General features: G+C 40.7%; 20 protein-coding genes. 8 read left to right on the top strand and 12 right to left on the bottom strand.

The genetic code is table 11. The features are described from left to right. Window positions 1–93: 93 nt before the first annotated feature. Together C5749_RS02825 and C5749_RS02820 are read left to right on the top strand one after the other, a co-directional pair. On the top strand, window positions 94–729 hold the full coding sequence (locus C5749_RS02825; RefSeq protein ID WP_105722817.1) for a 3'-5' exonuclease: 636 nt from the start codon (window positions 94–96) through the stop codon (window positions 727–729). Between the two features lie 30 nt (window positions 730–759). Beyond that, on the top strand, window positions 760–2,667 hold the full coding sequence (locus C5749_RS02820; protein WP_105722816.1) for a DUF294 nucleotidyltransferase-like domain-containing protein: 1,908 nt from the start codon (window positions 760–762) through the stop codon (window positions 2,665–2,667). Window positions 2,668–2,926: 259 nt separating this feature from the next. Here C5749_RS02820 and C5749_RS02815 read toward each other — a convergent pair whose 3' ends face one another. Beyond that, a complete protein-coding gene (locus tag C5749_RS02815; RefSeq protein ID WP_105722814.1) occupies window positions 2,927–3,601 on the bottom strand; it encodes a YceI family protein in 675 nt (224 codons plus the stop codon). Window positions 3,602–3,739: 138 nt separating this feature from the next. Beyond that, complete coding sequence (gene rocD, locus C5749_RS02810; RefSeq protein WP_105725153.1) at window positions 3,740–4,981, bottom strand: ornithine--oxo-acid transaminase; 1,242 nt, start codon at window positions 4,979–4,981, stop codon at window positions 3,740–3,742. Window positions 4,982–5,188: 207 nt separating this feature from the next. On the opposite strand from rocD, the gene C5749_RS02805 reads away from it, so the two are divergent. Then, a complete protein-coding gene (locus C5749_RS02805; RefSeq protein WP_105722812.1) occupies window positions 5,189–5,641 on the top strand; it encodes a nuclear transport factor 2 family protein in 453 nt (150 codons plus the stop codon). On the opposite strand, the gene C5749_RS02800 is transcribed toward C5749_RS02805, so the two are convergent. From C5749_RS02800 to fbaA, 8 genes are all read right to left on the bottom strand, one after another. Continuing rightward, window positions 5,631–6,608 (bottom strand): Gfo/Idh/MocA family protein, encoded by a 978-nt coding sequence (locus tag C5749_RS02800; RefSeq protein ID WP_105722810.1) that lies wholly within the window; start codon window positions 6,606–6,608, stop codon window positions 5,631–5,633. The two genes, C5749_RS02805 and C5749_RS02800, sit on opposite strands and share 11 nt — an antisense overlap. Before the next feature lie 37 nt (window positions 6,609–6,645). Beyond that, entirely contained in the window at window positions 6,646–7,611 is a 966-nt protein-coding gene (locus C5749_RS02795; RefSeq protein ID WP_105722808.1) for an NAD(P)H-quinone oxidoreductase, read from the bottom strand. A 4-nt stretch (window positions 7,612–7,615) separates the two neighbouring features. Further along, the gene (locus C5749_RS02790) at window positions 7,616–10,378 is read right to left on the bottom strand and encodes a TonB-dependent receptor (protein WP_245893596.1); all 2,763 of its coding nucleotides are present in this window, start codon (window positions 10,376–10,378) and stop codon (window positions 7,616–7,618) included. 153 nt (window positions 10,379–10,531) lie between these two features. Continuing rightward, window positions 10,532–11,059 carry a ferritin gene (locus C5749_RS02785; protein ID WP_105722806.1) on the bottom strand — a complete coding sequence of 176 codons (528 nt, stop codon included), beginning with the start codon at window positions 11,057–11,059 and terminating at the stop codon, window positions 10,532–10,534. A gap of 171 nt (window positions 11,060–11,230) precedes the next feature. Continuing rightward, entirely contained in the window at window positions 11,231–11,593 is a 363-nt protein-coding gene (locus tag C5749_RS02780; protein ID WP_105722804.1) for a hypothetical protein, read from the bottom strand. 125 nt (window positions 11,594–11,718) lie between these two features. Then, a complete protein-coding gene (gene hpf, locus C5749_RS02775) occupies window positions 11,719–12,063 on the bottom strand; it encodes a ribosome hibernation-promoting factor, HPF/YfiA family (protein ID WP_105722802.1) in 345 nt (114 codons plus the stop codon). 14 nt (window positions 12,064–12,077) lie between these two features. Further along, on the bottom strand, window positions 12,078–12,959 hold the full coding sequence (locus tag C5749_RS02770; protein ID WP_105722800.1) for a tyrosine-type recombinase/integrase: 882 nt from the start codon (window positions 12,957–12,959) through the stop codon (window positions 12,078–12,080). Between the two features lie 148 nt (window positions 12,960–13,107). After that, window positions 13,108–14,187, bottom strand: a complete 1,080-nt coding sequence (gene fbaA, locus C5749_RS02765) for a class II fructose-bisphosphate aldolase (RefSeq protein ID WP_105722798.1) — start codon at window positions 14,185–14,187, stop codon at window positions 13,108–13,110. 236 nt (window positions 14,188–14,423) lie between these two features. Between fbaA and C5749_RS02760 the strand changes: the two genes are divergently transcribed. The 4 genes from C5749_RS02760 to C5749_RS02745 all read left to right on the top strand — a co-directional run bounded on the left by C5749_RS02760 (window position 14,424) and on the right by C5749_RS02745 (window position 18,431). Then, entirely contained in the window at window positions 14,424–14,774 is a 351-nt protein-coding gene (locus C5749_RS02760; protein ID WP_105722796.1) for an ArsC family reductase, read from the top strand. A 4-nt stretch (window positions 14,775–14,778) separates the two neighbouring features. Then, the gene (locus C5749_RS02755) at window positions 14,779–16,728 is read left to right on the top strand and encodes a M1 family metallopeptidase (protein ID WP_181151260.1); all 1,950 of its coding nucleotides are present in this window, start codon (window positions 14,779–14,781) and stop codon (window positions 16,726–16,728) included. A gap of 40 nt (window positions 16,729–16,768) precedes the next feature. Beyond that, window positions 16,769–17,467: a hypothetical protein gene (locus C5749_RS02750; RefSeq protein WP_146113666.1), complete on the top strand. Its 699-nt coding sequence runs from the start codon at window positions 16,769–16,771 to the stop codon at window positions 17,465–17,467. A 61-nt stretch (window positions 17,468–17,528) separates the two neighbouring features. Next, the gene (locus C5749_RS02745; protein WP_105722792.1) at window positions 17,529–18,431 is read left to right on the top strand and encodes a serine hydrolase; all 903 of its coding nucleotides are present in this window, start codon (window positions 17,529–17,531) and stop codon (window positions 18,429–18,431) included. A 26-nt stretch (window positions 18,432–18,457) separates the two neighbouring features. Here C5749_RS02745 and C5749_RS02740 read toward each other — a convergent pair whose 3' ends face one another. Then, entirely contained in the window at window positions 18,458–18,577 is a 120-nt protein-coding gene (locus C5749_RS02740) for a 30S ribosomal protein THX (protein ID WP_105722790.1), read from the bottom strand. 96 nt (window positions 18,578–18,673) lie between these two features. Continuing rightward, complete coding sequence (gene guaB / locus C5749_RS02735) at window positions 18,674–20,146, bottom strand: IMP dehydrogenase (protein ID WP_105725149.1); 1,473 nt, start codon at window positions 20,144–20,146, stop codon at window positions 18,674–18,676. Window positions 20,147–20,335: 189 nt separating this feature from the next. Between guaB and C5749_RS02730 the strand changes: the two genes are divergently transcribed. Continuing rightward, complete coding sequence (locus C5749_RS02730; RefSeq protein ID WP_105718686.1) at window positions 20,336–20,836, top strand: hypothetical protein; 501 nt, start codon at window positions 20,336–20,338, stop codon at window positions 20,834–20,836. Window positions 20,837–20,935: the final 99 nt, after the last annotated feature.

Here is a 20,935-nt window from a genome sequence, read left to right as displayed (position 1 = left end):
TTGTTGTTTAATATACAAACAGTCCTTATCTTAGTACGCAGCAATTGAATCATATCAAGTTGCTTTATTTATGTCGAATAAATCATCACGTTTTTGAAAACCCATCTATTATTTATCGATACAGAAACCTCCGGTATCCCCCAACGTTGGAATCGGCCCTATTCCGATGAAAAAAATTGGCCACATGTCATCCAGGTAGCTTGGATTGTTTATGAAGCCAGCGGCGTCGAGATAAAACGTACAAGTAAATATATTTATGAAAACGATATTGACATTACGCCTTCTTCTTACGACGTGCACGGTATCACGAGCACCTTTTTGAAACAGCACGGAGATAAAAGGAAAGAAGTGTTGCGTAAGTTGGCTCACGACATACAAAAATATAAACCACTTATCATCGGTCACTTTGTCGAGTTGGACGTCCAAGTACTAAGCGCGGATTATTACAGAGCGAACCTCAAGAATCCATTCATCCACCAGTCTTTTTTTTGCACTATGCTCGATAGCGAAAAGTACGTCGCCAACCCTTCGATTACGTATTTCCGACTTCCACAGCTTCACGAATACCTATTCGACAACCCACTAACGGAAATTCATGAGGCAGAACAGGATGCCAGTGCAACGGCAAAATGTTTTTTCGAACTATGGAACCGTCATGAAATAACAGCGTCGGATATGGAACGGCAACAAAAAATGTTTTCACAGAAACTTAACTTTTTAGATAAATAGAATACCTAACATTGTGTTAAAAAGCAAATTATGTCAAATTTGATTGAAATTTTAAAGAACACAAAGCCGTTTGATAACCTTCCGGATAGTGTACTTCGGGGCGTTTCCGATTCGTTGATACAAACTTCATATACACGAGATACGCTTGCTTACAGACAAGAGGTAACTGAGGTAAAGGGCGTTGACATTATCGTCAAGGGAGAATATGAGACATTTTTTTTCGACTCTTCTGAAAATAAACGTTCTATAGAAATACATCATCCGCCTTATTGTTTTGGTGGAATCTCCATTCTTCTCAACAGAACGAAAGCGTTAAAATCGGTCATGGCAAAGAAGGGTACCGTTGTCTTCAATTTACCACGCAAGGAATTTCTTGAATTGTGCCATGCTTATGAAGATTTTTTTCAATATTATACCACTGATTTCGGCAGAAAGATGTTGGATGAAGAATTTTCACATTTTGTAAAAACGCCAGCTTCTTTTGAGGAAAGTTATATCGCTGCTGAACAACTGTATTCTCGAAAAATTGATGGGATAACATACAAAGACATTGTCTCTTGTACAGAGGACACTCCCATCTACAAGGCCGCGAAGCACATGGCTGACAATCGCGTAAGCTGCCTTTTCATTCAAGACGAAAATAGAAACATCGTAGGCTATGCCACTGATATGACTCTCCGCGACAACGTGATTGCAAAATGCGTCGATGTCAATACACCAATCGCAGAGGTCATGGATAATCCCATTGTTTCGATATCTTATCAAGCTTATCTATACGAAGCTGTACTCATGATGTTCAGCACAAAAACACGTTATCTTTTAGTGGAAAAAGATGGTCAATATGCAGGCTTCCTGAGTCGCAATCGTATATTGAGTGAACAAGGACAATCGCCGTTAGTCTTCATCCAGTCCGTAAAATTAGCGGAAACGATTGAAGAATTACGTCAAAAGTGGAACTACGTACCAAAAATCATCAAACAGTTGCTTGGCAGGGGTATTAATGCCGAGATCACCAATCAAGTCATTACAACAATAGCCGACACTATAGCTATTAAAGTGATAGAAAGGGTGATCCGGGAAATAGGAGAACCTCCTGCTAAATTTGTTTTTATGGTTACCGGAAGTGAGGGAAGAAAGGAACAAACTTTGAAAACCGATCAGGATAATGCCATTATCTACGAAGACAAAGCCAACGAACAGCGAGAAATGGTCCGCGAATATTTCTTGACATTTGCCAACAAGGTATCCGATCACTTAAGTGAAATAGGGTTCAGTTATTGTGAAGGAGGATACATGGCCAGCAATCCCGAATGGACACACTCATTATCTCATTGGAAACGTAATTATAAAAAATGGATTGAGGAAAGTGTACCCGAAAATGCCATCAAATTTTCGACATTTTTCGATTGCCGTTTTCTATATGGTGAAAAAAATATTATAGAAGAACTCAAACAATTTCTGGAACAGGAACTACAAAAGCCAAACGATCGATTTTTTGCTTTCACGGCCAAAAACGCCTTACAATATGAACCACCCCTAACCTTTTTCAGGAATATTAGAACCGAAACCGTGGGCAAAACCGAGGTTTTTAATATTAAAAATGCCATGACACCTATTGTAGATCTGGTTAGAGTATATGCGTTACAAAAAAGAATATACCAAGAAAATACAGGAGAAAGATTAAAAAAGCTAATGGAATTGGGGGTTTTCACTCCTCAACAGTACCACGAGCTTTATCAGTCTTATTATTATCTAATGGCTCTACGATTGGAGAACCAAGCTAATCAAATACTAGTACAAAAGTCAGATCCCAATAATTATATCCGCATCAATACGTTAACCAAAATCGAAAAGGCAACCTTGAAAGAAATATTCAAGACGATTGGCAATTTTCAGATGGGGATAAAAATGCGGTTTACTAACAACATATTAGGCTAACAGATGCTATATAGGCACAATAGGTCACATAAAAATGTTACAAACATAGTAAGAATAATACACGAAAACGCTTGACTTAGTGTGAAAAATACACTACATTTGTGCTTTCATAATTTAGGTTTATAATTGGTTAGTTAGGGCTTTCATTCTCTCCGTTTGAAAGCCCTTTTTATTTGGAAAATTTTATGAACACAATAAAAAACGCCCCCTGCAAATAGAGAGAGGGCGTTTTGAATAGTTTTTGTTTAGATACTCGTCGTTATCTCCTTGCTTCCAAATTAATACCCACTTCGATGTCTCTGCTTATTCCCCATTCCGCAGGATCCAATTCGGAAGTGCCAAATTTGATTCCCCAATCCACGCGGTTTACCGTAAATTTAGCTTCTACCGCTATTTCCTCACCTTGAACATCAATTTTAGCAGGAAAAGAAATATTCAGTGTACTGTCTAATAAAGTAAGATTACCGCTAACGAGTTTATTAGCTCCTTCCACTGCATCTTTCACAGCCAATAAATCTAAATCAGAGACCTCCGTAATATGGAAGGTTGCCGTCGGGTAGTTATCAACATTAAAAAAGTCTTCGTTTTTCAAGTGGTTTTGCAAATCAATAGCTTTTTTATCGGCCTCCGTTACTGAAGCTGCATCAACCTGCAAGGATTTCATATCAATGGTAAATTCACCCGCTTTAACATTGCCATCAGCAACCGACAATTCACCGGAACTTACAGAAAGTGTTCCCCAACGGGGAGCAAGGCCACCCTTGTGCGTAGCTCTCCAATTCACTTTGGAAGCCTCTACGTCAGCAACGTATACGTCTCCTTGTTTCTCCGCTACTTCTTGCTTCTCGGATACTTGCGTCTTTGAAGAATTTCCTCCACAAGAAGCGAACAGAATGGCTGTACCCACCACCATTGATAAAAAAATCTTTCTCATAAATGTCTTAATTTTAGTAATTAAAATTGCTTCTAAAAATACCGATCTTTTTTGATGTTCACAACATGCGCTCCGTTTCCCGACGAAAAAAGACATCCAAATTACTTTTAAGCTACGTCTTTCACCCGTCCCTACTTTTCACTCACCGAGCACTACTAACGATTTTCGGATGATACCAATAGATTCTTCCAATTCTTCTTTAGAGATAACTAAGGGAGGCGCAAAACGAATCTTATCACCATGTGTAGGCTTCGCTAACAACCCATTTCTCATCAGTTCCAAACACAAAATATCAGCGGCATTACTTATAGGATGGTTAATAACGATAGCATTGAGCAGTCCTTTCCCCCTTACTTGGCAAATCGCCGGGTGCGCTAGTTTGATCAGTGCTGATCGGAAATAATTACCGAGTTCTGCGGCGCGGTCTGCAAGTTCTTCCTCTTTTAAAACTTCCAATGAAGCTATTGCAACAGCACAAGCCAGGGGATTACCTCCATATGTCGATCCATGTTCGCCAGGAGCTATTGTCAACATAATCTCGTCATCTGCAAGCACTGCAGAAATTGGCATGACTCCCCCACTTAGTGCCTTTCCCAAAATAAGAATGTCAGGTCGGACATTTTCATGATCACATGCCAATAATTTTCCGGTTCTCGATAGGCCCGTTTGAATCTCATCACCTATAAATAACACACGGTGTTCGTCACAGAGCAATTTGGCAGCCGCTAAATATCCATCGTCGGGAACATATACGCCTGCTTCACCCTGAATAGGTTCAACTAAAAATCCGACGACATTTTCATCTACGAGGGCATCACGAAGTGCGTTCAGATCGTTGTACGGAATAGTGATATACCCCGGCATAAAAGGCCCAAAACCGACTCTCGCCGTTGGGTCCGTACTAAATGAAATAACATTGATCGTGCGACCGTGAAAGTTTCCATCTACCGTAATAATTTTAGCTTGATTATCTGGTACTCCTTTCACAACATAACCCCATTTACGAGCTAATTTTAACGCTGTTTCCACAGCCTCTACTCCCGTATTCATGGGCAGCACTTTATCATAACCAAAATACTGCGTGATATATCGCGTGTATTCCGCCATCTTATCGCTATGAAAAGCTCTCGATGTTAAGGTGAGTTGCTTAGCTTGCTCCGTCAAAGCTTCCACAATCTTTGGATGGCAATGTCCTTGATTAACCGCAGAATATCCTGATAGAAAGTCGTAGTAACGTTTGCCTTCGACGTCCCAAAGAAATGGCCCCAGTCCCTTTGTTAGCACAACTGGCAACGGGTGATAATTGTGAGCGCCGTGTTGTTCTTCGATATGAATATGCCCGATTGTGTTTTCCGGTATTTGGTATCTGTTGGTCTCCATCTCGTCGATAATAATGTTTGTTAATTCCGAAGTATGAATTTTTGTACACGTTTTTCTCCGATACTGTGTATCTATACAAAGCAATATAATGATTTTTAAACTAAACCAAAAGATAAATGTGATTATGATCCGTATCTGGAAAATATATCTCTTGGAATATCGAACCAGAGTCATTAAATTCGATTGTCAAATAAAATTTATCACGATATGATATTAAATAACAGCGTACCCTTGGTCATATTAACTATCGTCATAACAACGGTTTTTTCCAAAACATCCGCCCAAAAAAATGATTCTTCACAAGAAGAGGTGGAGATTGTTACAAGAGCACTTACGGAAGCCATGTTAAGACCTGCCGCTCAGGTGTTAGATAAACTCGCTTCGGAGAAGCTTAGCTATGGTCATTCCAGTGGTAAGATAGAAACAAAAAAGCAATTTGTGCATACACTTGTTTCCGGAGCTTCTGTTTTTGAAGAAATTCAAATCACCGACCAAAAAGTGGAGGTTCAAGACAGTACGGCTATTGTTCGTCATACATTAAATGCCAAAACTAACGACCCGGGAAAAGGGCCTGCCGATATCCGCTTAGGTATCATATTGACATGGGTGAAATCGAATGGCAGCTGGCAGCTTTTGGCCAGACAAGCATTTAAATTGTAAAAATTTTTTCCATTACTGCTGCTGTTCGTAAGGCGCTCTCACCGGTTGAGGGACAATATCCCTCGCCGCGTAATTCCTGCACGATCGATTCTATTAGGGGTTGTTGGATATGTATCGGTTTTTCAAAATCATAGAATTGCTTACCGGATGTTGTTATGCAAGTAGCCGGTGAGAAATCAAATGTGCTACAGCGTATCTCTCCTTCTGTTCCAGTGATAATGATTTGGTCTTCTTCCGCTTCTTTAAAACCGGAAAATGTCCACGTGCCGATTCCTAAAACGCCATTGTTATGTCGCCAACTTGCACAAACGCTATCCGACACTTCATAATTTCCGGCAAGATTCGCAACATACCCTTTTACGTCCGCTATGGGACCAAGAATATAATCCAATATATCAAGTGTATGAGGAGCCATATCCACGAAGTATCCTTCTCCTCCTATTTCTTTTTTTATACGCCATCTATGCGTATCGGGGTGTAAGTCAGAAAAGTGGGGCGCACGTATCAACCGCACCGCTACCGCTAGTATTTTTCCTATTTTCCCTTCGTTAACCCATTGTTTTATTTGCATAAAATAGGCCAACGCTCGACGATAAAAAGCAACAAATATCGGAACCCCCCTTTGCTTTGCAATATCATACATCTCCTTAGCCTCCGCAAATGACATCGCCATAGGTTTTTCGACATATACTGGTTTTCCAGCTTGTATCACTTGTAACGCATATTCCTTATGCGTGCTTGGAGGGGTAGCTATGTAAACGATATCAATGTCTGAATCAGTCAATAACGCTGCTACATCGCTATACACGTTAGGCACACCATGCCGTAGCGCATAATCCACCGCTTTCTCTTTTGTGCGGGAAGTAACGGCCATTAATGACGAATACGGAGTTTTATAGAAAGCTGGACCACTTTTTACCTCCGTTACATCGCCGACGCCAATCATACCCCATCTTATATTTTGCATAATTTATATTTTTTAATAACGGATTTTCAAGTTCGTATTAAACGACGAGCACCAGTTTTCCTAAAAAAGTGCCATCCTCCATCAATTCATGTGCCTTTGCCGCATCTTCTATTGGAAACGCTTTAAACAATTGGGGCAAAAAGGACTTTCCAATGAGCGGCCAAACATGCTGGTATATATCCCGCGTCAGTGGTATTTTGAAAGAAAGATCGCGAGCACGCAATGTACTTCCCGTTATTAGGATACGCTTTTGCATCAATTTCAAAATATTAAGTTCCACCATATTTCCTTTCACCGCATTGATATAGACGAGGCGACCGTCCGTATCCAACAAATCGAGGTTTCTCCGGAAATAATCACCACCGATACTGTCTAATATAATATTCACTGTCTCATCTTGTAAAGCTTCCCGAAAATCAGTGTTTCGATAGTTGACGACCTTATCAGCCCCCAGCTGCCGACAATAAGCTTCTTTTTCAACGCTACTAACCGTCGTCAGCACCCTCGCGCCAAAGGCTTTCGCTAGTTGTATGGCTGTACTGCCGATTCCACCTGCGCCTCCATGAATCAAAATGGACTCTCCCTCTTGCAAAGCGCCCCGACGGAACACATTATCCCATACCGTATATACTGTTTCCGGCAAAGCCGCCGCTTCTTCAAAGCTAATTTCTTCGGGAATAGGAAGACACATATCGGAATGCGCCGCTACATATTCCGCATAGCCCCCGCCAGCCACTAGACAACATACCTTATCTCCTACTTTTCGTTCGGTTACCGCCGTACCCACCTGTGTAATAATTCCAGCCACTTCAAGCCCCGGGATATCCGCAACGACACCTTCAGGAGCAGGATAGTTTCCTTTACGCTGAAAAATATCCGGACGGTTTACTCCTGCAGCTTTAACCTCTATCAACACATCACGCTCTGCTACCGCCGGTATAGTGCGCTCCTGAACCTGTAAAACATCTGGACCTCCTGCTTCTGTAATAACGATCGCTTTCACTGTATTATCTTTTTTTGGGGTACTTCTGCAAACGCATGTTTAATGTGACCATAAAGTAACGTCCAAGTCGGTTATTCCGCGCTTCATATACATCATTACCTATGTATTCACTATATGTACCCATATTTTTATTCTGATCTAACAAATCAAACCCCTGTAGACGTAACAACGCCCTCTTATTGTGCAAAAACGAAAATTCCAAGTATGCATTAATAATTGTAGGATTAATATTCATAAAACTACTGGCATAGCCGGAATTAAACCGTTGCGACATCTCCGCACCTAACGTGATGTACTCTCCTATATAACCTTTCGTAGCGGCACTTGCAAGCAAGCTATGCCCTGTGATTTCCGTGCGAAAGGGCCAAGTATAGGTCGCATTGTTTAAAAGATAATTAGCATTAAACATCGACTCCAGATAATCGCTCCACGTATAGCGCAACTGAGCAGACTGAGCGTATATAAACTGCTTGGTTGTATTCCGTTGGTCGTTCACATACGATAAGTTGTTGTAATAATCCGCATTTCCACTAATATCCAGTTGTACATTCTCATTGAATAACGATGTATTGAAGAGATAATACCATTTAATATCGTAATATCCGTCTGTATTTTTGAATGTGGTTTCTTGAATAGTAGAACCGGAGAATGCTGTTTTATCGGATACAATTTTGTTTGCGACATAGTTGTAAGCAAAATTTGTCTCAAAATATTGTCCTCTCGAGGTCACAAATTTTCGTAACGTCGTACTGATTCTATTAGAGAATTCTGCTTTCAGTTCTGGATTTCCAATGATAACATTTTGCGAATTGCTATTATCGCGTATCGGAATGATATGCAGCAAGTTAGGCTGATTGTTTTTACCCATATAATCAACACTCCAGTCCGTTTCGTCATTCAATCTCCATTTAAAACCTGCGGTAGGTACTAGATTAACATTTTCGTAGGTATATTGCATATCATCCCTAGGAAGGAAACTAGTCAACTTTACCGGTTGCACAGCAAATCCAATATTAGCTTTAAAAGTTTTATTTGGTGTGTACTGATAATTTAGCCCCATACGACTATTTCTAAAACGGTAATTATAATTGACACCCAGGGAATCAACATAGAAAAAATCGTCGGGTTCCGTAAATTTAAGTTTGTCTTCAACGATTCGCTGTGTCGTCATATCCGTTATTTCATAGTTATACAGAAACTCCAATGTACTATATTCGGAAAAAGGTTCAACAAAAGATAGTGAGGCTCTAGCACCATCCGTACCATTACGTTGCTGAATAAAATAGCGTTGCTCGAATCGGCTTATTATTGGGTCTACGGGCGTAGAATCGACAGATAAATAGTAATCCCGCACATCTTCTAATTTACGTTGGCTGTTAAAGTTAAAGGAAACGCTTCCCATTAACTTTCTACCTCGTTTCTTAAAAACTTTAGCGTACAATATATCAAGATCCAAATTGGGATTTTTGTGAGAAGATGAATCTTGATATTTTCCGTCGTTTGTTATTTTATTATTTTTTACCAACCTAGTCCTCTGATTCCAAACGGAAACTTCGTTGTACGAAAATACCGGCTTTACCTCTAAAATATCGTGATTCTTAAAACGATGTTTCAGTTCAGCCGCGAGCCGATGAAAATTATCATCATTGATCGTATGATACTCTTCTGCATTAGAGATGGAATTCCGATCAAATTGATCATAATATGACTTCAAAATAGAGTTTCCATTTGTCATATTTTTTTTCTTCGTGAAGCTATAGCTTGCATTGAACTGCGTATGTTCAGCTAGATTGTCTGAAAAGCTAAGTCCCAATGATTTAATATTGTTGAGACCATCTGTTGGATCTACAAAATCATTAACATCAAAAAGCGATTTTTCCCTTTCTCCCATCCCAGTCGGTGAACCAAAAGAGAATAAGCTCGTATTGGTATTATTGATGGAGCCTACCAATGAAAATTCTTGTCCATCATCAAAACGATTAAGGCCCGCACTACCGATATAGCGCTCTCTAGTTCCCATGCCTGCAGTCAATTGTCCAAAAGAAATACGTTTACGGTCGTCCTTAAGGACAATATTGAGAATTTTCTCGGGATCTTCTGTCGTAAAACTTCGATCTGCCGCATTATTGTCGCTGTGGTTTAATATCTGTATGCTTTTGATAAAATCGGCAGGTAGATTACGCGTGGCCGTCAGTACATCACCCCCAAAAAATTTTCTACCATCCACTTGTACAGACGAAATAGGTTTCCCTTGTGCGTATACTGTACCATCACGAGAAACCTGGATGCCCGGCAGTTGCTTTAAGGCCTCCTCTAGGAGAGAATTCGTCCGAAAGGTAAATGCATCCATATTGTATTGAATGGTATCCCCAGCGCGCACTATCGGAATAGTTTTTACGACATACACGCCCTCTAATAATGAGCTCTGTGGCCGTAACACCACATTGGGCATGACGATAAAGCTGGATACATTTTGCGATGACAGCGTCCTATTGACAATCTGATAACCCAACATGCTGTAAGAAATTCGAATATCCGAGCCTTTAATACCCTTGATACGATAATATCCGGCATTTGAGCTTATTACAGTAACAGTATCTTGTGTGCTCGTCAACCGTATCGTAACACTTTTTAATCTCGTTCCGGCGGTATCAACTACAAATCCCTGAATCTGGCGAGACTCTGTTTGGGCTTTTGTTCTAATCGAACCAAACCCAACAAAAAAGAGCGTTGCAATCAAGAATATAAGATACCGATGATGTCCCACAAAATCTAATATTTACGCATTTTCGTCAATATAACAAAAAAAATGAAATTCAATAAAAATTTATATAATAACGCTATATCGCTACTATTCCGTATAAAAGAAAACGGGTCATTCCATTTCGAAACGACCCGCTTGCATATTTCTTTGTTGGAACTATTCTCCGTCAAATGTCACTTTCACTAAATGTTTATCGATTTCCCAACGACCTGTGCCCTCTTCGCCAATCACGTCAAACAATTCCAAGATACGGCGAGCAACGTATTCTTCTTCAACCTGCTCTTCTAAAAACCATTGTACAAAATTAAACGTAACATAATCTTTTGCTTTCATACATCTGTCCGCAATATTGTTAAACTGCTCTGTTACGTGCATTTCCTGCTCTAATGTTTGTTCAAAGACACCACGGAAAGATTCAAAATCTACAGGTATGTTTGTAATTTCAGGAGAAATAGCGCGTCCTCCGCGATTATTGATGTAGTTAAATAGTTTCAACATATGCTCGCGTTCCTCATCCGCCTGTTTAGCAAAAAACGTAGCTGAGTTGTCAAGTCCTTGATCGTCACACCAAGAAGACATCGCTAAATAAAGTGCCGAAGCATGTGCTTCTACCTTTACCTGCGCATTTAATATATTTTCTATCTCCTCTGTTAGTGAGGATTTTAATTTCAATAAATCTTTCATGTTTATTCTTCTTTAATAATCTGATATACTCTAAATAACAATGTATTCCTCACATTGTTTATGCAAAGATAAACTAAGAAAGCCCAAAAAGCAGAAAGAAAACACAATACAAATTAAGTCTAAATTACACGTAGACGATCTTAAGTAGTTTAGAATCAGTACAATTTAAAACTAAATAGCAAGAACAGCATCTTTACGGAGAATCTTCTTCACTTCGCTGTTCAACTCAATCATAAACTTCGCACCGGTTAAAATTTCCCTTAAGTTTAGTATATCTTGAACGGACAGAATAAAGCATCGTTCGGTGCGGTGAGGCATTATAATTTCAAAATCAGCATTGCGCGAGGTGTCGGCAAGCATACGAGCGATATCCAAAGCGTCTATACGCTTTTTCAATAGAAAAAAATCAGAAATCTTAAAAGCGGTCGTTGTTTGTTGGAATTCTAGCCAATAGCAGTTTTTCCGACTACATTGGTATACAGCGCCGTGCTTTGTTTTAAATACTTCTTCTACTTGTGCTAATGGACAAATCATTTCTCTTTTGAATTCGCTGAGCAAATATATAGGTTATTAAGATTCAATCCAAATAAATTTCGAGAATAATACATAAAAAAAGCTGACCTTTCGATCAGCTTCTCTTTTTCTACAATTTCATTATTTTAAAATTCCTCTTCAGGATTGCTCAGTAATTCTTTGTGATTACTTACAGCCGTTCGCGTTTTGGTCTTATGTTTATTTATCTGTCGTCTGAGTGATTCTACTACAAGATCAGTTGCTTCTTCGAAACTTTTCGCCTGTGCTTTGGCAAATAACTGGTTACCGGGGATGTTCATCTTCAGTTCCACAACTTTGTTGGCTTCATCGTCAACATTTTCCAAACGAAGATAACATACACTTTCGATGATGTTGTCTAAAAACTGTTCTAGTTTAACTGTTTTCCTCTTGATAAACTCAACTAATTTTTGATCAGCATCAAACTTGATAGATTGCACAGTAATGTTCATTTTTCCTCCTTTTTTTAAGCCTTTGGATGGGCTTGTTTATAAATAGATTTCAATCTTTCCACAGAGTTGTGTGTGTAAATCTGCGTTGCCGCTAACCCGGCATGCCCCAGCAGTTCCTTTATTGCATTCAAATCCGCACCGTTATTCAAGAGCGTAGTCGCGAAGGTATGCCGCAATACATGTGGGCTTTTCTTCTGTTGCGAAGTAATGCGCCCTAGATACCGCTGTACAGTTCGATAAACCAACGAGGGATACGCCTGCTTTCCTTCTTTGGTAACGATTAAATGCATGGATTTGTTTTTAAAATCTTGTGCATATTTCAACATCAAATAGCGCCTAATTTCTTCCAACAGCGTTTGGTGAACAGGTACTAGCCTTTCTTTACCTCGTTTACCAAATATACGTACTCTCCTATTATAGATGTCGATATCGCGTTCACGAATTGCTAGCAATTCGGAAAGCCGCATCCCCGTACCGAACAGTAATTCTAAAATAACGAAGTCGCGCGCCTCCTCAAAACTATCGGGATCCGTGCTGCCCATATCTAATAAATCCACCATTTTTTCCTGTTCGACCACCACGGGCAATTTCTTTGGTGTTTTGAGTGCTTGAACCAACTGCATAGGACTTGAAGTCACAAAGCCTTCTCTAACTAAGAATTTATAAAAAGAACGCAGGGACGATATAGAGCGATTGATGCTTGAGGCTTGTCTACCGTTCTCTTTCATTACTGCCAGATAATGTCGGATAACGCGATAATCCACGTCCTCAAACGTTATTTTTTCAGTTGATAGAAAATCTAAGAAACGGTCTATCTCTAGGGCATAGGCCGAAATGGTATGAGCAGAATAACGTTTCTCAAACTCTAAAAAACTCAAAAATCGCTGCTTATTCATATCTACATCGTTCTTCTATAAATATAACAAAAAGCATGACACAAAAAAAATTATTAAGGAATTTTTAAGAAAAAGAAAGATCAAAAAAAATAGCTCACGACTTTTAGGGCCGTGAGCTAGATCTCGGAAAATCACCGATAAATAATAATTAAAGTTTCGTATTCGCGTCTATAGCGTTCAATTCGCTAAAAGCTTGTTTTAGACGTTCTACAAAGGTCTCCTCCCCTTTACGTAACCAAACACGTGGATCATAATACTTTTTGTTAGGAGAATCCGCGCCGTCTGGACTACCGATCTGCGCCTGTAAGTAATCTCGATTTTTCGCTTCATAGGCACGGACACCATCCCAGAATGCCCATTGCATATCGGTATCAATGTTCATTTTAATCGCACCATACGAAATAGCTTCCGCAATCTCTTCTGGCGACGAACCCGAACCACCGTGGAAAACAAAATTTACCGGCTTCTCTGCAGACAGCTTAAACTTCTCCCGAATGTATTCTTGAGAATTATGCAAAATAACCGGTTGCAGTTTCACATTGCCGGGTTTATATACGCCATGTACGTTTCCAAATGCCGCTGCTACGGTAAACTTATCAGACACTTTGGATAGCTCCTCATAAGCATACGCCACTTCTTCTGGCTGTGTATACAATTTTGAACTATCTACATCCGTGTTGTCAACACCGTCTTCTTCTCCTCCAGTCACACCCAATTCAATTTCGACAGTCATGCCAAGCGGCTTCATCCGCTCTAAATATTTCCTGGAAATCTCGATATTCTCTTCAATTGGTTCTTCCGATAGATCCAGCATATGAGAAGAGAACAATGGTTTTCCGTGTTGTGCAAAGAATTTTTCGCCCGCATCCAAAAGACCATCAATCCATGGCAATAACTTTTTAGCTGCATGGTCTGTATGTAATATAACTGCCACGCCGTAGTGCTCTGCTAGCAGATGAACGTGCTGAGCAGCAGATACTGCTCCCAAAATACAGGCTTGCAGTCCGTCATTGTTCAAGGATTTACCTGCATAAAATTGTGCACCACCATTGGATAATTGGATAATTACTGGTGAGTTTGCAGCTTTTGCTGTTTCCATGACGGCGTTGATAGAATTCGTCCCAATCACATTTACCGCAGGTAAAGCAAATTTATGTTTTTTAGCAATCTCAAATAGCTCTTGTACCTGATCGCCAGTTAAAACACCCTTAAAATCTTTTAGGCTCATATTTTTCTTCTATTATTTATGTTACTTGAGACTAAAGGTATGGAGTTTTTTTATACCATACAACACTTAGTGTAAAAAATACACGGTAAGTAGCGATCCAAAGTCAGGAGCATAAACGAAAAATTCAAAAAGTAGCGGTATTAAAGAAATTAAGACCTCGATGATTTCGATAAGAACAGTATTAATTTTTAATAATATTAATATCTTTATCACGTACAAACACAAAGAGAATAGAAATGGCATTACAGGTATACGGAATCAAGAACTGCAATACGGTAAAAAAAGCATTGACATGGTTGGATGAAAACGAAATCGCTTACACTTTTCACGATTACAAAAAAGAACCTGCTACTTTAAAGCAATTGGAAGCGTGGGAAAACGAGATATCCTGGGAAGCTTTGGTAAATAAAAAAGGAACGACCTGGCGGAAGTTAAGTCCAGGAGAACAAACTACAGTAGTGGACGCCGATTCAGCCAATCAAATCCTTTTAAAAAATAACAGCATGATTAAAAGGCCTTTAATAGAGTCACCTAAAGGTATTATAATAGGATTTGATGAAGAGGAGTATCAAGCAAAACTTAAATAGCACGATGATTAAAAAATTTATCTATGCATCGCTTACGACGGTGCTATTGGCTGCTGGCCAAGTAGATGCGCAGACCAACAGCGTATACAATTATACAGAGGCTTTTAATCCCATTTTTTATACACAAAACGGCTCTCCCTACCGTTCTGCAAGTGGAAAACCGGGGCACGCCTACTGGCAAAACCGTGCAGATTATACGATTAAAGTATCATTGGATGAGCAAACCGACGAGGTTTCTGGGCGGTTGACAATCAATTATACCAATAATAGCCCAGACGACTTAGAATATCTTTGGTTCCAATTAGATCAAAACCTCTTCCACGCGGAATCACGTGGACAAGCGACCATCCCCCTAGAGGATAGTCGATACGGCTCAGCAGAATCTGAATTTAAGGGAGGATTCCAATTGAAGAACTTTCGTTTTTCAAATGGCGCAACGGCATCCTACACGGTCATTGATACGCGGATGCGGTTGGAATTGCCGGCAGTACTAAAAGCTGGTGGGAACTCAGTTAGTTTGGAACTGGAATTCTCTTATACCGTTCCGACATACGGAGCTGACCGTACAGGAATATTGGACACTAAAAATGGTAAGATCTATACCATCGCCCAATGGTACCCCCGAGTGTGCGTTTATGATGACATTGCCGGCTGGAATACAGAACCCTATACCGGTCCAGGTGAATTCTATCTTGAATTTGGAAATTATCAAGTGGAGATCGATGCGCCTGCCGACCACATTGTCGTTGCGGGCGGAGAGCTTCTCAACCCAGCCGAAGTGTGGACGTCCGAACAGTTTTCCCGATATAAAGAAGCTGCTGGAAGCGAAAAAACGGTCTTAATCCGATCAGCAGAAGAAGTGACCAATCCTGCCTCACGTCCGAACAAAAAGCGCCTGACGTGGAAATACAAGTTAGATAATGCCCATGATTTCGCCTGGGCTTCCTCAAAAGCTTTTATTATTGACGGAGCCAAAATCAACAACCCTAGCGGAAAAAATGCGTTGGCCCTGTCTGCTTATCCTGCGGAAAGCAATGGAGGCAATGCATGGGAACGTTCGACAGAATACACCAAAGCATCCATTGAGCATTACAGCAAAAAGTGGTTTGCGTATCCTTATCCAGTAGCTGTCAATGTTGCTTCCAACGTAGGTGGTATGGAGTACCCCGCTATCTCGTTCTGCGGCCATACAGCGAAAGCAGGTAATCTGTGGGGCGTAACTGATCACGAGTTTGGGCACAATTGGTTCCCAATGATTGTTGGGAGCAACGAGCGTCTACATGCCTGGATGGACGAAGGCTTTAATACATTTATTAATGGCCTATCAACCGAAGCTTTCAACAAGGGAGAATATCATAAAAAGTTCGGTAACCGTAACAGCATGACACCCGCATTTTCCAGACCTGATTTAGAACCTATTATGTCTTCCCCGCAAAATATGAAAGAAAAAAACATCGGTGTCCTCGCCTATTATAAACCTGCTTACGGTCTTCGGCTGCTACGCGATGAAGTGATTGGCGCAGAACGCTTCGATAACGCTTTTCGCCAGTACATCGCGTATTGGGCATATAAACATCCCACACCAGACGACTTTTTCCGCACCATGGAAAATGAAACAGGTGAAAACCTAGCTTGGTTCTGGCGCGGCTGGTTTAAGCATAATTGGGCTTTGGACCAAGCCATCAGATCGGTAGAATACGACGGTCTAGACCCTAAAAATGGCGCCGTCATCACGATAGACAATCTGCAAAAACTGCCCATGCCCGTCGTTATCGAAGCAACGACTGAGTCTGGAAAAAAAATAAGGAAAAAGCTTCCGGTGGAAATATGGCAACGTAATACGTCTTGGCGTTTTAAACTCAAATCCACGGAAAAGCTAGTAAAAGTAGTTATCGACCCCGATAACGTTTATCCGGATATCGATCCGAATAATAACGTCTGGCCGAGAAATTAGTGATGAGTGACAAGTAGTTATGAGATATAAGATTGAAAATATGATGAGAATACAGATACAACATTACACGTGCCTTTTCTTTTTATTGCTTTTTGGGTTCGGCACAGGCCTTGTAGTAAATGCGCAGGAGATAAAGGGTATTGTGCATGAACTGGAGAGCAGCCAGCGATTGAGAGAAGTTACTGTAAAGAACCTTCGGACGAATAAGACAACCGAGACGGATGTGGAAGGGAATTTTACCATATCCGGAAACATCAATGACTTATTAACCTTTACTCAACCGGGATACGAGGTAGACACGGCTTTTATTTATGAGGAAGGATTACAACGCATCTATCTTGTCCGGGATAGCAAATCTATCGTGATCGACGAGATTGTAATAAGTCGTCTTACAGACAGTCGTCTAGCCCTTGAAATAGAAAAGGCCAAAAACGAGGGACAAGTAACAGAAGCGTCGCAAAATCGTGGTGGTCTACGGATTTCGCTTTCCCGCCTATTTGGGAGACAAAGCAAGAACGCTCGAAAAAATCTGGATCTCCTGCTAGAAGAACAAAATAATCGAAAAGTCGATCGGTTATTTAACGAACGGGTAATTCGTGCAACGGTGCCCCTTACCGATACAGAAATGGCGCTGTTCAGAGAACAGTTCCGCCCATCGTTGGAATTCATAGAGACAGCATCACCTGAAGACGTACGGGCATATATACTTGATTCTTACGGCAAATTTAAGGCAAAATAAGGCAATGATTGGCGCGTATAAACAATACGACAATGTTATATAAGAAATCTATACTATACAGATGAAACACGGTTTGTTTATATTCGTTTTTTCCTTTACGATAGCTATGGTTAGTTATGCGCAAAAAAGTGACGCCAAATTGGAGCGCATGTTACAAAAGGAAATCAAAGATTTCCAAGGTGATGTAGGTATATTCGTGCAGCATTTTAAAAAAAATAAAACCGTAGCTATACATGCAGATACCCTCTTCCCAACGGCAAGCGTTGTCAAAGTCCCTATATTGGTAGGTGTTTTCGACAAGATAGAACGCGGACAACTAAAACTTAGCGACGCGCATATCTACGATGCAGACCGTATATACGGAGGCTCAGGACTGATGCAGTTTTATAAAGATAGCTCTAAAACCAATCTCTCTACAATGGTTTCCTTGATGCTTACCTATAGTGACAATGTAACTTCGATCTGGTGTCAGGAACTTGCGGGCGGCGGAACGGCGATCAATCAGCTAATGGACAAATTGGGGCTCCCGAATACCAAAGTGAATTCGCGCACAGCGGGTCGCCAGGAAATTTGGGAAAAATACGGTTGGGGACAAACCACGCCTCGTGAAATCGTACAGCTAATGACCATGATAAGAGAAGGTAAAGCCATCACTCCACGTCTTTCGGATAAAATGTATCGCTATTTAAAAAATCAATACTATAACGGAGAGGCGCTGTCACAACTTCCGGCGCATATCGCAACAGCCTCCAAGACAGGCGCATTGAACCAGACACGTAATGAAATCGTGTTTGTCCATGCACCATCGGGTGATTATGCTTTTGCTGTTCTAACAAAAAACAACAACGATCAAAGCTGGACACCCGATAACGAAGCTGAGGTATTAATCAGAAAAATATCCAATATTTTGTGGAATTACTTTGAGCCAAGAGAACAGTTTAAAGCGTACGATCCTGTGCTTTAAATCTATTTCATAAAAAAGCTGTCTTTTTAGACAGCTTTCTCTTTTTTATCTTCCGCTTTTGCTTTGGGACGTTTTCCTGGTCTTTTCTTTCCATACGATCCCATAATAATTTTCCCTCTACGTGTTTTTTTATCTCCTTTACCCATAGTTTTGTATTTTAAATTTACAATTATTGATCGAATAAAAGCAATTTAGTAATTACAGCATTCAAATCCAAATAACTATAGGCATATATCGAATCTTTATCCCCTACTGTAGTTAGGCGCTTCTTTCGTAATGGAGATGTTATGCGGATGCGACTCTCGTAGACCTGCGCCGGTAATCCGTACAAACTGTGCTTCTTTCAATTTTTCGATGGAACCCGCACCGCAGTATCCCATAGATGCTCTTAACCCACCGATGTATTGATATACGACCTCTGCTAACGTCCCTTTGTAAGGCACGCGTCCCACGATACCTTCTGGCACTAATTTTTTAATATCCTCTTCCACATCTTGAAAATAACGGTCTTTAGAGCCTTTCTCCATCGCTTCCACCGAACCCATACCTCTATACGATTTAAACTTACGTCCTTCATAGATAATGGTCTCCCCAGGCGCTTCTTCTACTCCGGCAAATAACGAGCCTGCCATAATGGTATCTGCTCCAGCAGCGATAGCTTTGGCAATATCTCCAGTTTGTTTAATACCACCGTCAGCAATTAATGGTACTCCAGAACCTTTCAAGGCCTTCGCCACCTCATACACCGCATATAACTGTGGCACACCAACGCCTGCAATAATCCGTGTAGTACAGATAGACCCTGGACCAATCCCTACTTTTACAGCATCTGCTCCGGCTTCTGCCAACGCTTTTGCCGCCGCTCCTGTAGCAATATTCCCTACGATGATCTGCAGTTCCGGGAATGTTGATTTGACCTCTTTCAACTTCTCGATTACACCTTTAGAATGCCCATGCGCCGTATCGATGGTCACAACATCCACACCTGCTTTCGCCAATGCCGCGACACGTTCTAACGTGTCCGCAGTTACACCTACTGCAGCACCCACTAACAAACGACCATGGCTATCTTTGGCGGCATTCGGAAAATGCTTATATTTTTGAATATCTTTAAAAGTAATGAGTCCCTTTAAGTTTCCTTCTGTATCTACTACAGGTAACTTCTCAATTTTATAATCCTGTAAAATTTCCTCTGCGCGAATTAAGTCTGTTCCCTCCGGCGCCACGACCAAATTCGTCTTTGTCATTAGTTCGGTAATTGGCATAGACATATCTTTCTGAAACCGAAGATCACGGTTAGTGACAATACCAACAAGCTTTCTATTATTGCTAACAATTGGAATACCGCCTATCTTGTGCTCTTTCATAATCTTGAAAGCGTCACCGACGGTCGATCCTTCCAACAAGGTAACAGGGTCCTGTATCATTCCGCTCTCTGAACGCTTTACCTTACGCACCTCAGCCGCTTGCTCGTCTATGGACATATTTTTATGCAACATTCCTATTCCGCCAGCTTGCGCGATGGCTATCGCTAAATCAGCTCCCGTCACGGTATCCATTGCGGCAGAGACCAAGGGAATATTCAAGCGTATTTTCTTGGTAAGTTGCGTACTCGTGTCAACATCGCGAGGCAAAATTTCTGAATAAGCAGGAATTAATAAAACATCGTCGTAGGTGAGACCTTCTGCTACGAATTTTTGTGGATCTAATTGCATATGGCAAATATCTTTGGAGTTTCTATTTGCCGGACAAATATACGAATTTTTGTTATTTTCTAAAAAATATTTTTTTTTCAAACAGTCGGATGACGAACGAAGGAAAAGATTTGGCAGACTATTTGCTCTTTTTCTGTTTTTATAGAACACATTTATCGATAACCGATAAGTTTTGAAATTACAAATAATATGAAGAAAGTATTTTTATCTTTATTAGCCGCTTCGTTCTTGGCCATCGGTACAAACGAGGTGAATGCACAGGCACGTTATCGGACGGCATTGGGGCTAGGAATCGACTTAGGAGATGGACCGACCTTGGTCGGGCCACAAATAAAGCACTTTTTTGATGGTGCAAACGCAGGAAATGCCCAAGTACTATTCGGAGATGACGTGACGGTATTAGGCGTGGATTATTCATATAACCAGGCTATTGCCGGGACAAATGGATTGAATTGGTATGTAGGAGTCGGTCCTCAACTTGCGTTTATCGACGGTGGCCGTTGGTGGTATGACGACAGGAATGATGACCGTACCTATTTTGCGCTTCGTCCGGCGGCAGGATTGGAATTCAAAATTCCGTCAGCCCCACTCGCTTTCCACTTCGACTGGAAACCTTGGTGGAACCTCTCCAACAGAAGTAACTTCGAACCAGCTCGTTTTACATTAGGGTTTAAATTCACCTTAAATTAAAAAAAGCCTATAGAGGATAACTACCGCGTCGGTATATCAATAGGGTATACCGACTTTTTTTATACAAGCAAAATAACAAAACACTATCTTTGCACTAGA

Origin of the sequence: Sphingobacterium gobiense, from assembly GCF_002980575.1 — a bacterium.
Lineage (GTDB): Bacteria > Bacteroidota > Bacteroidia > Sphingobacteriales > Sphingobacteriaceae > Sphingobacterium > Sphingobacterium gobiense.
The sequence above is the reverse complement of the archived record's forward strand: the minus strand, read 5'-3'. Positions and strand labels throughout refer to the sequence as shown.